Annotated in this window: 10 protein-coding genes; 4 read left to right on the top strand and 6 right to left on the bottom strand. The window is 62.9% G+C overall.

All coding sequences use genetic code 11. From position 1 onward, the window contains the following. Position 1 precedes the first annotated feature (1 nt). Together ACR9Y2_RS18530 and ACR9Y2_RS18525 are read right to left on the bottom strand one after the other, a co-directional pair. On the bottom strand, positions 2-1,429 hold the full coding sequence (locus tag ACR9Y2_RS18530) for a Gfo/Idh/MocA family protein (protein ID WP_435043039.1): 1,428 nt from the start codon (positions 1,427-1,429) through the stop codon (positions 2-4). An 80-nt stretch (positions 1,430-1,509) separates the two neighbouring features. Beyond that, entirely contained in the window at positions 1,510-1,929 is a 420-nt protein-coding gene (locus ACR9Y2_RS18525; RefSeq protein ID WP_435043038.1) for a hypothetical protein, read from the bottom strand. Positions 1,930-2,177: 248 nt separating this feature from the next. Here ACR9Y2_RS18525 and ACR9Y2_RS18520 point away from each other — a divergent pair, with 248 nt between their 5' ends. Continuing rightward, positions 2,178-3,374, top strand: coding sequence for an efflux RND transporter periplasmic adaptor subunit (locus tag ACR9Y2_RS18520; RefSeq protein ID WP_435043037.1), 1,197 nt, complete (start codon positions 2,178-2,180; stop codon positions 3,372-3,374). 3 nt (positions 3,375-3,377) lie between these two features. Continuing rightward, on the top strand, positions 3,378-6,473 hold the full coding sequence (locus tag ACR9Y2_RS18515; protein ID WP_435043036.1) for an efflux RND transporter permease subunit: 3,096 nt from the start codon (positions 3,378-3,380) through the stop codon (positions 6,471-6,473). Here ACR9Y2_RS18515 and ACR9Y2_RS18510 read toward each other — a convergent pair. Next, positions 6,437-7,606, bottom strand: coding sequence for a glycoside hydrolase family 99-like domain-containing protein (locus ACR9Y2_RS18510; protein ID WP_435043034.1), 1,170 nt, complete (start codon positions 7,604-7,606; stop codon positions 6,437-6,439). The genes ACR9Y2_RS18515 and ACR9Y2_RS18510 overlap by 37 nt on opposite strands. A 111-nt stretch (positions 7,607-7,717) precedes the next feature. On the opposite strand from ACR9Y2_RS18510, the gene ACR9Y2_RS18505 reads away from it, so the two are divergent. Beyond that, positions 7,718-9,253: an AAA family ATPase gene (locus tag ACR9Y2_RS18505; RefSeq protein WP_435043033.1), complete on the top strand. Its 1,536-nt coding sequence runs from the start codon at positions 7,718-7,720 to the stop codon at positions 9,251-9,253. A gap of 10 nt (positions 9,254-9,263) precedes the next feature. Here ACR9Y2_RS18505 and ACR9Y2_RS18500 read toward each other — a convergent pair whose 3' ends face one another. The 3 genes from ACR9Y2_RS18500 to ACR9Y2_RS18490 form a co-directional block, all read right to left on the bottom strand. Next, entirely contained in the window at positions 9,264-9,938 is a 675-nt protein-coding gene (locus ACR9Y2_RS18500) for a SagB/ThcOx family dehydrogenase (RefSeq protein WP_435043032.1), read from the bottom strand. 101 nt (positions 9,939-10,039) lie between these two features. After that, positions 10,040-10,393, bottom strand: a complete 354-nt coding sequence (gene queD / locus ACR9Y2_RS18495; RefSeq protein ID WP_435043031.1) for a 6-carboxytetrahydropterin synthase QueD — start codon at positions 10,391-10,393, stop codon at positions 10,040-10,042. Between the two features lie 65 nt (positions 10,394-10,458). Beyond that, positions 10,459-11,880 carry a sulfatase gene (locus ACR9Y2_RS18490; RefSeq protein ID WP_435043030.1) on the bottom strand — a complete coding sequence of 474 codons (1,422 nt, stop codon included), beginning with the start codon at positions 11,878-11,880 and terminating at the stop codon, positions 10,459-10,461. Between the two features lie 95 nt (positions 11,881-11,975). On the opposite strand from ACR9Y2_RS18490, the gene ACR9Y2_RS18485 reads away from it, so the two are divergent. Continuing rightward, complete coding sequence (locus tag ACR9Y2_RS18485; RefSeq protein ID WP_435043029.1) at positions 11,976-13,238, top strand: uroporphyrinogen decarboxylase family protein; 1,263 nt, start codon at positions 11,976-11,978, stop codon at positions 13,236-13,238. Positions 13,239-13,276: the final 38 nt, after the last annotated feature.

The raw sequence follows: 13,276 nt of genomic DNA, 5'->3' as shown, positions 1-13,276 counted from the left end.
ATCAGCCCCTGGCCATTCGGGCCAGGACATGGGCCGTGCCGTAAGGCGCACGCTGTTCGCGAGCCAGCATGCGGTTCGCCTCGGCATCGCCAAACTGCTCTTTGGCCGGATCCCACTTCACGGCGCGGCCTAGTTTCATGGAGGCGTGCGCGACCAGGCAGGCAGAGCACGACCGGTGTCCGTCTTCGACCGGAGCGACCGGCTGGGTTCGATTCTTAATCGCCGTCAGCCAATCGAGGTGATGATCGTTGCCGGGGCTGGCGTGCAGGTGGAGCTCGCTATCCTTGATGCCGTTGCGCAGGATGTTCAAGTTGCTGGCATCCAGTACGGTGCTGCGTGGTTTGCCGGCGGCGGAGTCGCTGAGCTGATACTTGCCGCGGGTCACCCAGAGCCAGCCGTCCTCGCCGACGAACTTGAGGCCGGTGGGATACTTCTCGCTCAGGTACATGGTGACCCCATTGGCGTACTGCATCCGCACATGATAGGGGCCGTGGACATCCCAAAGTCCCTTTTTCGGGAATTCGGCTGTGGCGGAAGCTTCGATGGGACCGGAATGCTCAGTACCCATGGCGACATGGGCCGTATCGATGTGATGGGCGCCCCAACCGGTGATCATGCCCGCGCCGAACTGTTCGCAGCGCAGCCAGCCAGGGCGGTTGTAGCGGCCTTTGGACTCCGCCGTCTGCGGATGCACGCGCTGCTCAGTGTAGTAGACCCTGGGCGTGCTGCCCAGCCACATCTCGTAGTTGAGATTGCCGGGGACGGGCATTTCTTTCTCTTCGTCGCCGCCGGGGTCTTCCGGTAACCCGATATAGATTTCAGTGATCCGGCCCAGGCGGCCGTTGCGGATCAACTCGCAGGCGTAGCGGAACTGGAACTCCGAGCGCTGCTGGCTGCCCTGCTGGAAGATGCGTCCGGACTTCTTCACGACATCGGCCATCTGACGGCCCTCGGCGATGGTGAGGGAGGCGGGCTTCTGCAGATAGATGTCCTTGCCGGCGAGGGCGGCTTCCATGGCGGGCTGAGCGTGCCAGTGGTCGGGGGTGCTGATGCAGACGGCGTCGATGCTCTTGTCGGCGAGGACTTCACGATAGTCGCGGAAAGTCCGGACGCCGGTGAACTGCTCCTTGCCCATCTTGCGGCCATAGGTGGATTCGACGAGATTTTTCGCGTCTTCCAGGCGGACGGTATCGAGGTCGCAGACGGCGGTGAAGCGGGCAAGATCGGAGTGGCGGAAGACGCCGGGAAACTCCGAACCGCGGGCGATGCGGCCGCAACCGATCTGGGCCACCTGGATCAGGTTGCTGGGCGCGGCGGCGCCGAACACACGCGACGGCACGATGGTGGGGAAGCCGAGGGCTCCGGCCGCCAGGGAGCGTTGGAAGAACTCACGCCTCGATGGCGTGTCCGCATTGGCTGCCGGTGTCATGACAAGGCCTCCGTTCGCCTGGGAAGGCAATCAGATCGATTGATCTCAAACCAATACTATATACCCGGGGCCAGTCTGGCTCACTCGGGCGCAGCCTCCTGAAGCACAGGACCCGGCGTCGCGGCATGCACCCGGCTCTGGAGACTGGCCACGGCGTTCTGGAGGCTCTGGACAGACATCTGCAGCGATTGGAGGGAACTCTGCTGGTTGGCGACGGTGGATTGCAGGGAACTGATGACGGATTGGTAGTTGCGGCCGGAGGAATCACTCGTTCGGGCGGACGACTGCAGTTCGGCCACGCGGGATTCCAATTCGCGCACGGAGAGTTGAAGGGTGAGCAGGCGGTCCTGCATCGACTGATCGGAAGGCGAAGTCTTGGGCGGCTTCGCGGCGGGCGCTTTCGGTTCCTGGGTCAGCGCGGGCCAGGAGAAGCAGAGCGCGGCGGCGATGGCGAGAACTGCCGCGGTGGTAGACGGACGGGGCGTGGCAATGATCTTCATGATTCGCTCCAGTATGCGGACAGCTCCAAGGTGCTGCAGGAAGAGGGTGAAGTCAATGGTTGGGGATCGCGGAAAGTTTACAGGAAACCAGTGTTTGCACTCCGAATTCAGGTTTCACCTCCGGCAGGTGGTGTTAATCTGGTGGGAACAACCTCCCTTTTGAGTGTCTCGGGTTGCCGCGCATGCAACTATCATTACTTCCCGCAATTCGTTTGCCTCATCCCTTCCTCCAGCCGGCCAGAGCCCGCATGGCGGCCGTCACAGCTGTAGTCTTCCTGCTGGTCTCCTCAGCCTGTAAGAAGGAGGAGGTTCGAGCCGGAGGTCCGCCGCCGGCAGTACCAGTGACCGTGGCGCAGGCGTCCACGCAGTCGGTTCCGACCGGTGTGCGCGCGGTGGGCACGGTGGAAGCGTACTCGACAGTGCAGGTTAAGTCGTTGGTAGCCGGCCCGTTGATGAAGGTCCACTTCACCGAAGGCAGTGATGTGAAAGCAGGTGATCTGCTTTTCGAAATCGACCAGAGGCCTTATCGTGAAGCCCTGCGGCAGGCTCAGGGAGCGGCCGCTCGCGACGAAGCGATGATGCGGCAGGCGGAAGCGAACCTGGCCCGCGACCGGGCGCAACTGCGCAACGCCGAGTCGGACGCCACGCGGTATGAACAGTTGGTGAAAGAGGGCGTGGTGTCGCGCTCGCAGTATGACCAGTACAAGACGACGGCGGATGCCTTACGCGAGTCGGCGCGGGCCGATGAAGCTGCGATTCAGACCGCGCGGGCCAATGTCGAGACGGACAAGGCTACGGTGGAGCGGGCCCGGCTGGACCTGAGCTACTGCGAGATCCGATCGCCGCTTTCCGGGCGCACGGGCAACCTATTGGTGAATGTGGGGAACCTGGTGAAAGCGAATGGCGACACGGCGCTGGTGGTGATCAACCAGGTGGCCCCAATCTTCGTTTCGTTTGGTGTACCGCAACAGCAGTTGGACGCGGTACGGCGCAGCAGCCAGGGACGCCAACTGGCGGTGACGGCCTCAGTACAGGATGGCGGGTTCCAACCGGTGCAGGGACGGCTGGCGGTGATCGATAACGCGATTGATGCCACCACGGGCACTATCCGTTTGAAGGCCGTGTTCGACAACAGCAATCATGCGTTATGGCCGGGCCGGTTTGTGGATGTCTCCCTGACCCTGGGCACGCTGGAGAATGCCGTCGTGGTGCCATCGGAAGCCGTCCAATCGGGCCAGAAAGGCCTGTTCGTCTATGTGGTGAAGCCGGACCAGACGGTGGACCTGCGCATGGTGAAGACGGGACCGGCGATCAGCGGCAAGCTGGTGATTGAGAATGGCATTGCGAACGGCGAGACCGTGGTGACCGACGGGCAACTTCTGTTGAGGCCCGGCGCGGCGGTAAAGGCCGTACAGGGCGTGCAAACCGGCGGACAGGGGTCGTAGGCGATGCACGTATCGAAGATCTTCATCGACCGGCCGGTGATGACCGCGCTGGTCACCTTCGCCATCATCCTGTTCGGCGTCGTGGGCTTCCGGGCTTTGCCGGTGGCGGCCCTGCCCAGCGTGGACTATCCCACGATTCAGGTGCAGGCTGCCCTGCCTGGCGCCGATCCGGAGACGATGGCGGCCGCGGTGGCAACTCCGTTGGAGCGCGAGTTCTCGACGATTGCCGGCGTGAAGTCGATGAACTCTACCAACAGCCAGAGCTCGACTTCCATCACGGTGCAGTTTGAGCTGAAGCGCGACATCGATTCCGCCGCGCAGGACATCCAGTCGGCCATCGCGAAAGCGGGCGGACAACTACCGCCGAACATGCCCAGGCCGCCGTCCTACCAGAAGGTGAATCCTGCGGAGCAGCCGGTGCTGTTCCTCTCGCTGACGTCGGAAACCCTGCCGTTGTACACGGTGGACGAGTATGCCGAAACCCTGTTGGCGCAGCGCATTTCGATGGCGAGCGGCGTGTCGAGGGTGACCGTCTACGGCTCGCAGAAGTACGCCGTGCGGGTGCAGGTGAATCCGGATTCGATGTCGGCACGCGGCATTGGTATCGATGAAGTAGCCAGTGCGATTCAGCGCAACAACGTGAACCTGCCGACGGGCAAGTTGTACGGCTCCCGCCAGGCGTTCACAGTGCAATCGAATGGACAGCTGACCAGCGCCGACCAGTTCCGCCCGTTGGTGGTGGCCTGGCGCAACGGCCAGCCGGTCAGGCTCTCTGAGTTGGGCAATGTCCTGGACACGGTGGAGAACGACAAGGCGGCGGCGTGGTTCAAGGGCAAGCGAGGCTTGACCCTGGCCGTGCAGAGGCAGCCGGGTACGAATACGGTGGAAGTGGTCGACAACATCCTGGCGCTGCTGCCGCAGTTCCGCCGCGAGTTGCCGGCGTCGGTGGAACTGCAGATCGCCTTCGATGCTTCGCAATCGATCCGGGGCTCCATTCGGGACGTGGAGTTCACCCTCGTCCTGACCGTATGCCTGGTGATCCTGGTGATCTCGCTGTTCCTGAGGAATCTGTCGGCGACGATGATTCCCGGTGTGGCCGTGCCCCTGTCGATTGTGGGTACGTTTGCCGTGATGTACCTACTGGGCTACAGCCTGAACAATCTGTCGCTGATGGCTTTGACGCTCTCAGTGGGCTTCGTGGTGGACGACGCCATCGTGATGCTCGAGAACATCGTGCGCTATATGGAGATGGGGCATCCACGTATGGAGGCGGCCCTGCTGGCCTCGAAGGAGATCGGGTTCACCATCGTTTCGATGACCGTATCGCTGGTGGCGGTGTTCATCCCGGTGCTCTTCATGGGCGGCATTGTGGGGCGGCTGCTGCACGAGTTCGCGGTGACCATCACGGTGGCGATTCTGATCTCCGGCTTCGTTTCGCTCAGCTTCACCCCGATGCTGGGCAGCCGTTTCCTGAAGTTTGATCACGGCGCGAAGCACGGCTCCGTCTACATGGCGCTGGAGCGCGGCTTCAACGGCCTGGCCTGGGCCTATGACGTCACCCTGCGCGGCGTCCTGCGGCACCAGTTCATCACGATTGTCATGTCCTTTTTATTGCTGGGCGGGACGGTCTATCTGTTTGTGACGATGCCGACGGGCTTCATCCCCAGCCAGGACAGCGGCTTCATGTTTGGCGTGACCCGCGCCGGGCAGGACATCTCCTACGAGTCGATGGCGAATCACCAGTTGGCGGTGGCGAGCATCATCCAGAAGGATCCGGCGGTGGAAGGCGCGATTGCGGTGGCGATGCCCGGCAACCAGGGCTTCGTGTTTGTCCGCATGAAGGATCGCGACCAGCGGAACCGCAGTGTGGACGATGTGATGGCTTCGCTGCGGCCGCAACTGGCGCAGGTGCCGGGCATCATGACGTTCCTGCAGAATCCGCCGCCCATCACGGTGAGCGGGCAGTTCTCCACCAGCGCTTACCAGATGACGCTGCAGAGCTCCAATTTGAAGGAGATGTACGACTGGGTGGACCCGCTGATGGCCAAGATGCGGACACTGCCCGGCTTTGTCGACATCAATACGGATCTGCAGATCGCCAGCCCGCAGGTGATGGTGGACATCGACCGTGACCGCGCTGTCTCCATGGGCGTGACACCGCAGCAGATCCAGGACGCGCTTTATAGCGCCTACGGCAATCGCCAGATCTCGACCATCTACACGCCGGCCAATGAGTACTCAGTGATTCTGGAGGTGGACCAGAACTTCCAGAAGAATCCGGAGTCGCTGGAAAAGCTGTATATCCGTTCGTCGCAGAGCAAGCTCGTCCCCCTGGACTCGCTGGTGAAGCGCCGCAGGACGGTGGGTCCACTCAGCGTGAATCACTTCGGGCAGCTGCCCGCCGTAACGGTGGCGTTCAACCTGAAGCCCGGCTATTCACTGGGCGAGGCGGCCGATGCGGTGATGACGGCCGTGCGCGAGCTGCGCATGCCGGCGACGATTGGGGTGAACTTCCAGGGCACCGTGAAGGAGTTCCAGGAGTCGTTCCAGGGGCTGTCGGTGCTGTTGATCGTGGCGATCCTGGTGATCTACATCGTGCTGGGCATCCTGTACGAGAGCTTCATCCACCCCATTACGATTCTGTCGGGCCTGCCATCGGCGGTTTTCGGCGCCCTGGTGACCTTACGGCTGTTCCACAAGGAACTCGACCTGTATGCCTTCGTGGGCCTGATCATGCTGTTCGGCGTGGTGAAGAAGAACGCCATCATGATGATCGACTTCGCCCTGGAAGCGCAGCGCGTGGAGGGCAAGCCGGCACACGAGGCGATCTATGAAGGCTGCAAACTGCGTTTCCGGCCCATCATGATGACCACGGTGGCGGCCCTGTTCGGCACGCTGCCCATCGCGCTGAAGTATGGCGAAGGTGCCGATGCCCGGCAACCGCTGGGCCTGGCCGTGGTCGGCGGCCTGATTGTGTCGCAGTTCCTGACGCTGTACATCACTCCGGTGATCTACCTCTACATGGAGCGGTTCCAGCGCTGGCTGCGGCCCGAGACGCCGCTTCAGCTGGAAAACGTGTCGCGGATCGCTTCCAGGTAACCGAGGCCGTACTCGGTGTCGGGTTCCAGGTAGCTGCCCTCGGTCCACTCATTCCAAGCATTGATGTTGCAGATCTTGAGCGTGTTGCGCTGGCTGTCGAGGAACTGTTTGCACTCCTGCAGCGCGCGGCGGAAGGCCTGAGGCGTATTGCCGGTGAGCATCGGCATGAAGGGGTAGCCGCGATCCTCGAACATGTCGGACTGGCAGGTGCGCGGCGAGGCGTCCCAGCCCATCGTGACGTTGGGGTGATAGGGGATGCTGAAGTCGGCCGCGGCCTTGCGCCAGTAGGAGTACATGAACTGGGCGGCGCGTTCATAGGGCTCTGCCGGAAACGTGGTGAGCGGGAAATGGTGGATCCAGACGTAGCTGGTGACGCTGTCGATGCCGAGGATCTTCAACATCTGGTTGGGATTGGTGATGGTCGTCTCGCTGGGCAGCAGTTTGACGCCCCAGACCACCGCGTTGATGTGGATTCGTCCCGCCTTGTTGCGCAGCTGTTGCAGCGCGGCCGCAGCCTCTTCCGTGCCGCCCATGGAATCAACAAATTTGTAAAGTTCGTAGATGGAGAAGTAGGGCAGGCCGCCGGGACGCCAGTAGGAGGGATGGGCGAAGTAGCGGGTGACGATGTTGTCGGTCATCCAATCCCAGGCGTCGCGGGTGAGGGCTCCGGGATAGAGCAGCGGAGCGCGGATGCCGGCGCGCGCCGGGTGGATGTCCAGCCAGTCGTGATTGGCCCACATCAAGGCGAACTTCACCTTCTGATGATTGGATGAGCCCAGGTAACCGCGATCGAGGCAGCGGTTGAGATAGGGGCCGTCGTTGTACCAGTAGTAGTCGAAGATGAAGTGATTCAGCCCGTGTTTGGCGGCCACATCGATCTTCTTCTCGAAGACGCGGGGGTTGGATTCGTCCTCATAGCCCCATAGCGGCTTGCGCGGCTGGCGATGGCCTTCATAGCGCGGTTGGGCGTGCTTGACGAGCTCCCATTCGGTCCAGCCCCGGCCGTGGGTCCGCTCGTTGCGAGGGTCGACGTGATAGTTCGGGAAATAGTAGGCGCCAATCTGGTATTCGGGCACAGCAGGCGGATTCTGAACCAGGAGGGCTGGCGTCGCTAGGAGCTCGCGTCGAGTCATCTCGATTGTATTGGATCATAACCGGACGAGGGGACGGCGGAAAACCAACATTCCCGGACCATTCCCGGACCACCCAGCCGTCCTTTTGGCCGCCTCGAGCGTCTAATACTCGTGAACGTCCCAGCAGCCACCTCGGCCGCGGCTCAGGCTAGCCGTGCCACCCGAACCCTCCGCGAACTTTTCCTGTCCGGCCGGCCCCTCACCTATGTCCGCACGACGGAGGAGGAACGTGTCGCCAGGATCCTCGCGGAACTCTCGCCGGCACTGCCCGTGCAAGGCCGCGACACCGCCATCCCCGTGTGGTCGTGGAGTCTCACGGAAGGCCTCAGGCGCCCCGGCGACGCCACTCCGCAGCCAGGTACGGAGACCGCGGCGGGGGTCCTCGCCTTCATCGCCGCCACCCCGGAACCCGGGCTCTACCACCTGAAAGATTTCCATGAGGCCATGCGCGAGTCGGCGCTCGTCCGGCGCCACCTGCGCGACCTGTACGCCACCTGCACCGACCGCCACAAGTTCGTCGTCATCACCTCACCCATCCACGACGTCCCTGAGGAACTGGAGCGCTCCCTCGCCTATGTCGAGCTCCGCACACCCGACATCGCCGAAATCACAGCCTTTGTCCGCGACGAAATGAAGGGGCACGCCCAGCCGCCTTCCGACGAAGTGATCGCGGAGCTCGCGCCCGCCCTGCTCGGCCTGACGCTCGAGGAGACCCGTTACACCCTGCGCCGCGCGACAGCCGGGGGAACGCCGCTCAGCGAAGAATCCCGCCCCGCCCTGCTGGAGGAAAAGCGCCTGCTCGTCAGCCGCGGCGGCGTGCTCGAGTTCGTCTCCACCCCCACCACCATGGACGCCGTGGGCGGGCTCGAGAACATGAAGAAATGGCTACTTGAGCGCCGCAAGCTCTTCGACCTGCGCGATTCGCTCAGTAAAGAGATTGTGCCCAAAGGCGTGCTGATGATGGGCATTCCGGGCTGCGGCAAGAGCCTGTGTGTCAAAGCGATCTCGGCCCATTTCCAACTGCCCCTGTACCGCATGGATATGGTGGAGGTCTTCTCGGGCCGCCACGGCAAACCCGAAACCGCGTTCGCCGATGCGTGCCATCAGATGGAGGACATTGCGCCGGCAGTGCTCTGGTTCGATGAAATCGAGATGGCCGTCACTGCGAATGAGTCCAGCGGAGAACAGGGCCGCATCTTTGCCTTCTTCCTCACCTGGATGCAGGAAAAGACGCCGGGGCTGTTCGTGGCCGCCACCGCCAACCGCATCGACCTGCTGCCCGCCGAGATGATCCGCAAAGGGCGCTTCGACGAGGTGTTCTTCGTCGACCTCCCCACCGACGAGGAGCGCACCGAAATCTTCCGCATTCACCTGTCACGCCGTGGTTATGACCCCGACACGCTCAGCATTCCGCAGCTCATGGAATTCACCAAGGGCTGGACGGGCGCCGAGGTGGAGCAGTGCGTCATCAGCGCCATCACCAAAGCGAAACTCACAGACACGACCGTGAATTCGAAGGACATGCTGACGCTCGCGGCCCGCTCAGTGCCGCTGTCCCGCACCATGCGCGAACAGATCAACCACATCCGGGCCTGGGCCTTCGAGCGCGCTATCAAGGCCACGCCGTCGAAGGGCGCCGAACGCTGAGTAAAGAACGCTAGATACGGCCGGCGAGGAGCAGGTAGAGCGGCTCCTCGTCGTCGGGGACGCGCAACAGCAGCCGTACCGCCTCAGGGTCCAGGCGGCCCAGGCCGATGGCGCCCAGGCCCATGGCGGTCGCCTGCAGGCAGAAGTTCTGACCAATGTGGCCGCATTCCATGGCCGCCAGGCGCGGCGCGGCGTCGCCAAATTCCCTACCGGCCCGTTTGTACCAGCCGGTGAGCAGCAGCGCAAAGGCGCACTCCTCGACGCAGGACTGACCGGCGGCGGCGCGGGCCAGGGATTTGCGGCGATCGCCCTTGCGCAGCAGGAGCAGGCTGCCTGCATCGGCATCGTAGCTGTAGAAGCCCGGCGTCAGGCCATCCACCGCAGTGGCCAGAAGGTACGCGCGGACCGGGTAGATGGCCCCGGCGGAGGGCGCGGTGCGAAGACCGCCAAGTCCGGTGCAGCCTTGCGCGGCCCAGAGCAATTGGCTGGTTTCCGCCAGGGTGAGAGGGCTGGGCAGGAAACTGCGGGATGAACGGCGATTGCGAAGACAGTGATCGAGGGTAGGTCCACCGTGCACAGCTGGCGGCACGGGCAGCGTGATGGGGTCGGCCGCGAGGTCGCGGACAGATGGTGGAGAGGGTAGAATCACTCGCGATACGCTGGCAATCAGTGGTGGCCGCTTCATGAATTTTTACTCATGCTAGCAGGCGGCAAATAATACTTCAAGAGTCTTTTGTCGTGTTTACGAAGAAAATACACACTATCAATGGATTGTGGAGGAATCCATCAACCCGCGTAGGTACAGCCTGCGGTGCAGGTTTCCCGGACTTCGACGCGGCAGAGGGCCGGCAATGACGGCTTTAATTTGTTCCAAATCCAGATGGAAATGACTTCGCTGGTGGGGTTTTCGAGGCCCGGGATGTCGTTCAGGTAGTAGTGATCGAGCTGCAGCAGGATGGGCTTGAAGATCGCCTTGATGTCAGAGAAGTCCATCACCCAGCCCAGGATTGGATCCGGAGCGCCCTGGACACAGATGCGGACGTGGAACGAATGCCCATGCAAGCGCGAACATTTGTGCTCGGGCGGCAGGTTGGGCAGTCGGTGAGCTGCTTCGAAGGTGAAATCCTTGAAGATTTCCATGCGGGCGGGTACCAAAGACCAGGATAACACTGGCACTGGCGGCAGCCCCGCTCGCGCCGAATCGACTACTGCGGCGGCGTCGGCTGTTCCTCGCCGGTCAGTTGGAACCCGGGCCAGGCGGGATCCGCGTTCGGATTCCTGGCCGGCATCACCGCTCTCGTCGACTTACGCCATCTATTCAGCTTGGCCATCAACTCGTCCGCCACTTTGGCCTGGCTCCGGATCAGGTTCCTGTGCTCCCCGGGATCATCGGCCAGGTTGAACAGTTCGCGGCGGCCGTCGGCATGGAATTCGATCAGCTTCCAGTCGCCTTCCCTGATCGCGCTGCCGGGCGCTCCGCCCTGGTTGGAGTAGTGCGGGTAGTGCCAGAACAACGGCCTCGGCTTCAGATCGCTGCCACGCAATAGCGGCAGCAGGCTCACTCCGTCCACATCGCCCGCCTTCTGACCTGCCATCTCGGCGAAGGTCGGCAGGAAATCCACGTTGCAGACCGGCGTGTCGATCACCATCCCGGGCTTCACGACTCCGGGGTAGCGGATGATGAGCGGCTCGCGAATCCCGCCTTCATAGAGATGGCCCTTCCCTGCCCTGAGCGGAGCATTGTCGGTGACCGCGGCTTGGCCCTTCCCCTCGTAACGCAGCCCGCCGTTGTCGGCAAAGAACATGAGCAGCGTGTTGTCCGCGGCTCCGCTCTTCTCCACCGCCTCCATCACGCGCCCGACGCTCTGGTCCATGCTCTCGCGCATGGCGGCGTAGATCGGGTTGTAGCGGCCGTGGGCACGCTCGCGGTGGCGCGCGATATCTGCCTCACTGGCCTGCAGCGGGATGTGCACCGTGTAATGGGACAGGTAGACAAAGTAAGGATTCGACTTCTGCTGGGCAATGAACCCGCTGGCCGCGTCGGTGAGCTTCTCGGTGATGAACTCGCCCGGTCCGGCCTTGAGATTCGGCAGTTCGAAGGGCCCGAAATAGCTGGAGCCCAGTTTGCCGGAAGGTGGCGGACTGCCGATATGGCTGCCCCCGATGTTGATGTCGAAGCCCTGATCCGTCGGGAGGAACCCTTCACCGCCCAGATGCCACTTGCCGATACTGGCGCTGCGGTAGCCGCCCGGCTTGAGGCACTCGGCGATGGTGCGTTGCTTGCGGTCCAGCTGAGTCGCCGTCAGCGGGGTGACGATGGGGCTTTTGGGATCGGGTTTGCGCCCGGGAATCCAATCGGTGACCCCGGTTCGCACCGGATAGCGCCCGGTCATGATGCTGGCGCGAGTGGGCGAGCAGACCGGGCAGGCGGCATAGGCCTGCGTGAAGCGGGCGCCCTGCGCGGCCAGGCGGTCGAGATTCGGCGTGGCGATGTCCCGGTTGCCGTAACAGCCGATATCGGACCACCCAAGGTCGTCGGCCAGGATCAGGACAATGTTGGGTTTCGGGTTGCCCGCGGCAGGCAGCAGGCCGGCAGCCGCTGCGGCCAGGAACGATCGCCTTTGCATAGGATCCATTATGCGATTCGTTGACTGGTCTAAGCCATTCAGATAGATTGATCCTGAAGTACGAATAAAGTGATCGCACGGAAGGACACGTAAGCATGGCACCCACTACCAGCCGGCAGAGGCTGCGGGACGCACTGGCGCACAGGCAGCCCGACCGCATCCCCATCGACTTTGGCGGCAGCGCGGTGACCGGGGTCCACGTCTCGTGCGTGGCCGCGCTGCGCGATTTCTATGGACTGGAAAAACGCCCTGTCATGGTGCATGAGCCCTATCAGATGCTCGGTCTGGTGGAACCGGACCTGAGCGAGGCGATGGGCCTGGACGTCACGGGTGTCTTTCCCCGCAACACCATGTTCGGCTTCGCCAACGCCGATTGGAAAGAGTGGGACTTCCGCGGCCTGCCGGTGCTTGTCTCCACCGAGTTCCGCACCCGCACCGAGGCCAACGGCGACATCCTCATCTACCCCGAAGGCGATGAGACCGCTGCCCCCAGCGGCCGGATGCCCCTGGGCAGCGCATTCTTCGACACAATCGTCCGGCAGCCGGCCTTCGATGAAGATTCATTGAACATCGAGGACAACCTGGAGGAGTTCACCCCGCTCTCCGAAGCCGATCTCGATCACGTCAGCGCCAGCGTCGCGGCGGCCCAGCAGACCGGCAAAGGCATCCTGGCTACCTTCGGCGGAACTGCCTTTGGCGACATCGCCCTGGTCCCGGCCCCTTTCCTGAAGAATCCAAAGGGGATCCGCGACGTGGCCGAGTGGTACATGTCCACCAGCAGCCGCAAGGACTATGTCCACAAGATCTTCGCGCACCAGTGCGAGAACGGCATCCGGAACCTGGAGCGGGTGCACGCCCGCATCGGCGACAGCGTGGACGCGGTGTTCCTGTGCGGCACCGATTTCGGCACCCAGACCTCCCAGTTCTGCTCCGTGCGTACCCTGCGCGAGCTGTGGTTCCCCTACTACAAAGCCGTCAATGATTGGGTGCACAAGAACACGGGCTGGAAGTGCTTCAAGCACTCCTGCGGCAGCGTGGAGAAGTTCTTCGATGCATTCATCGACGCGGGTTTCGACATCATCAACCCGGTGCAATGCTCGGCCGTGGGCATGGATCCGGAGACGCTGAAAGCCAGGTACGGCGACCGGCTGGTGTTCTGGGGCGGCGGAGTGGATACGCAGAAGACGCTGCCGTTCGGCACGCCGGAGCAGGTGCGGGCCGAAGTCCTGCGGCGTTGCGAGATCTTCTCCACCGGCGGCGGGTTTGTCTTCGACTCCATCCACAACGTGCAGGCGGGCACCCCCGTGGAAAACCTGGTGGCGATGCTCGATGCCGTGAAGGAATTCAACGGCCGCTGAGTTGAGGTTATGCTGGAGGACTAGGTCCCGCATTTAGT

Origin of the sequence: Paludibaculum fermentans (assembly GCF_051172195.1) — a bacterium.
Lineage (GTDB): Bacteria > Acidobacteriota > Terriglobia > Bryobacterales > Bryobacteraceae > Paludibaculum > Paludibaculum fermentans_A.
This window is presented reverse-complemented; position numbering and strand designations above follow the sequence as displayed.

Coding starts and splice junctions, on each gene's coding strand:
- ACR9Y2_RS18525 (WP_435043038.1), bottom strand. CDS start 1,929: ATGAAGATCATTGCCACGCCCCGTCCGTCTACCACCGCGGCAGTTCTC.
- ACR9Y2_RS18520 (WP_435043037.1), top strand. CDS start 2,178: ATGGCGGCCGTCACAGCTGTAGTCTTCCTGCTGGTCTCCTCAGCCTGT.
- ACR9Y2_RS18515 (WP_435043036.1), top strand. CDS start 3,378: ATGCACGTATCGAAGATCTTCATCGACCGGCCGGTGATGACCGCGCTG.
- ACR9Y2_RS18485 (WP_435043029.1), top strand. CDS start 11,976: ATGGCACCCACTACCAGCCGGCAGAGGCTGCGGGACGCACTGGCGCAC.
- ACR9Y2_RS18510 (WP_435043034.1), bottom strand. CDS start 7,606: ATGACTCGACGCGAGCTCCTAGCGACGCCAGCCCTCCTGGTTCAGAAT.
- ACR9Y2_RS18500 (WP_435043032.1), bottom strand. CDS start 9,938: ATGAAGCGGCCACCACTGATTGCCAGCGTATCGCGAGTGATTCTACCC.
- ACR9Y2_RS18490 (WP_435043030.1), bottom strand. CDS start 11,880: ATGCAAAGGCGATCGTTCCTGGCCGCAGCGGCTGCCGGCCTGCTGCCT.
- queD (WP_435043031.1), bottom strand. CDS start 10,393: ATGGAAATCTTCAAGGATTTCACCTTCGAAGCAGCTCACCGACTGCCC.
- ACR9Y2_RS18530 (WP_435043039.1), bottom strand. CDS start 1,429: ATGACACCGGCAGCCAATGCGGACACGCCATCGAGGCGTGAGTTCTTC.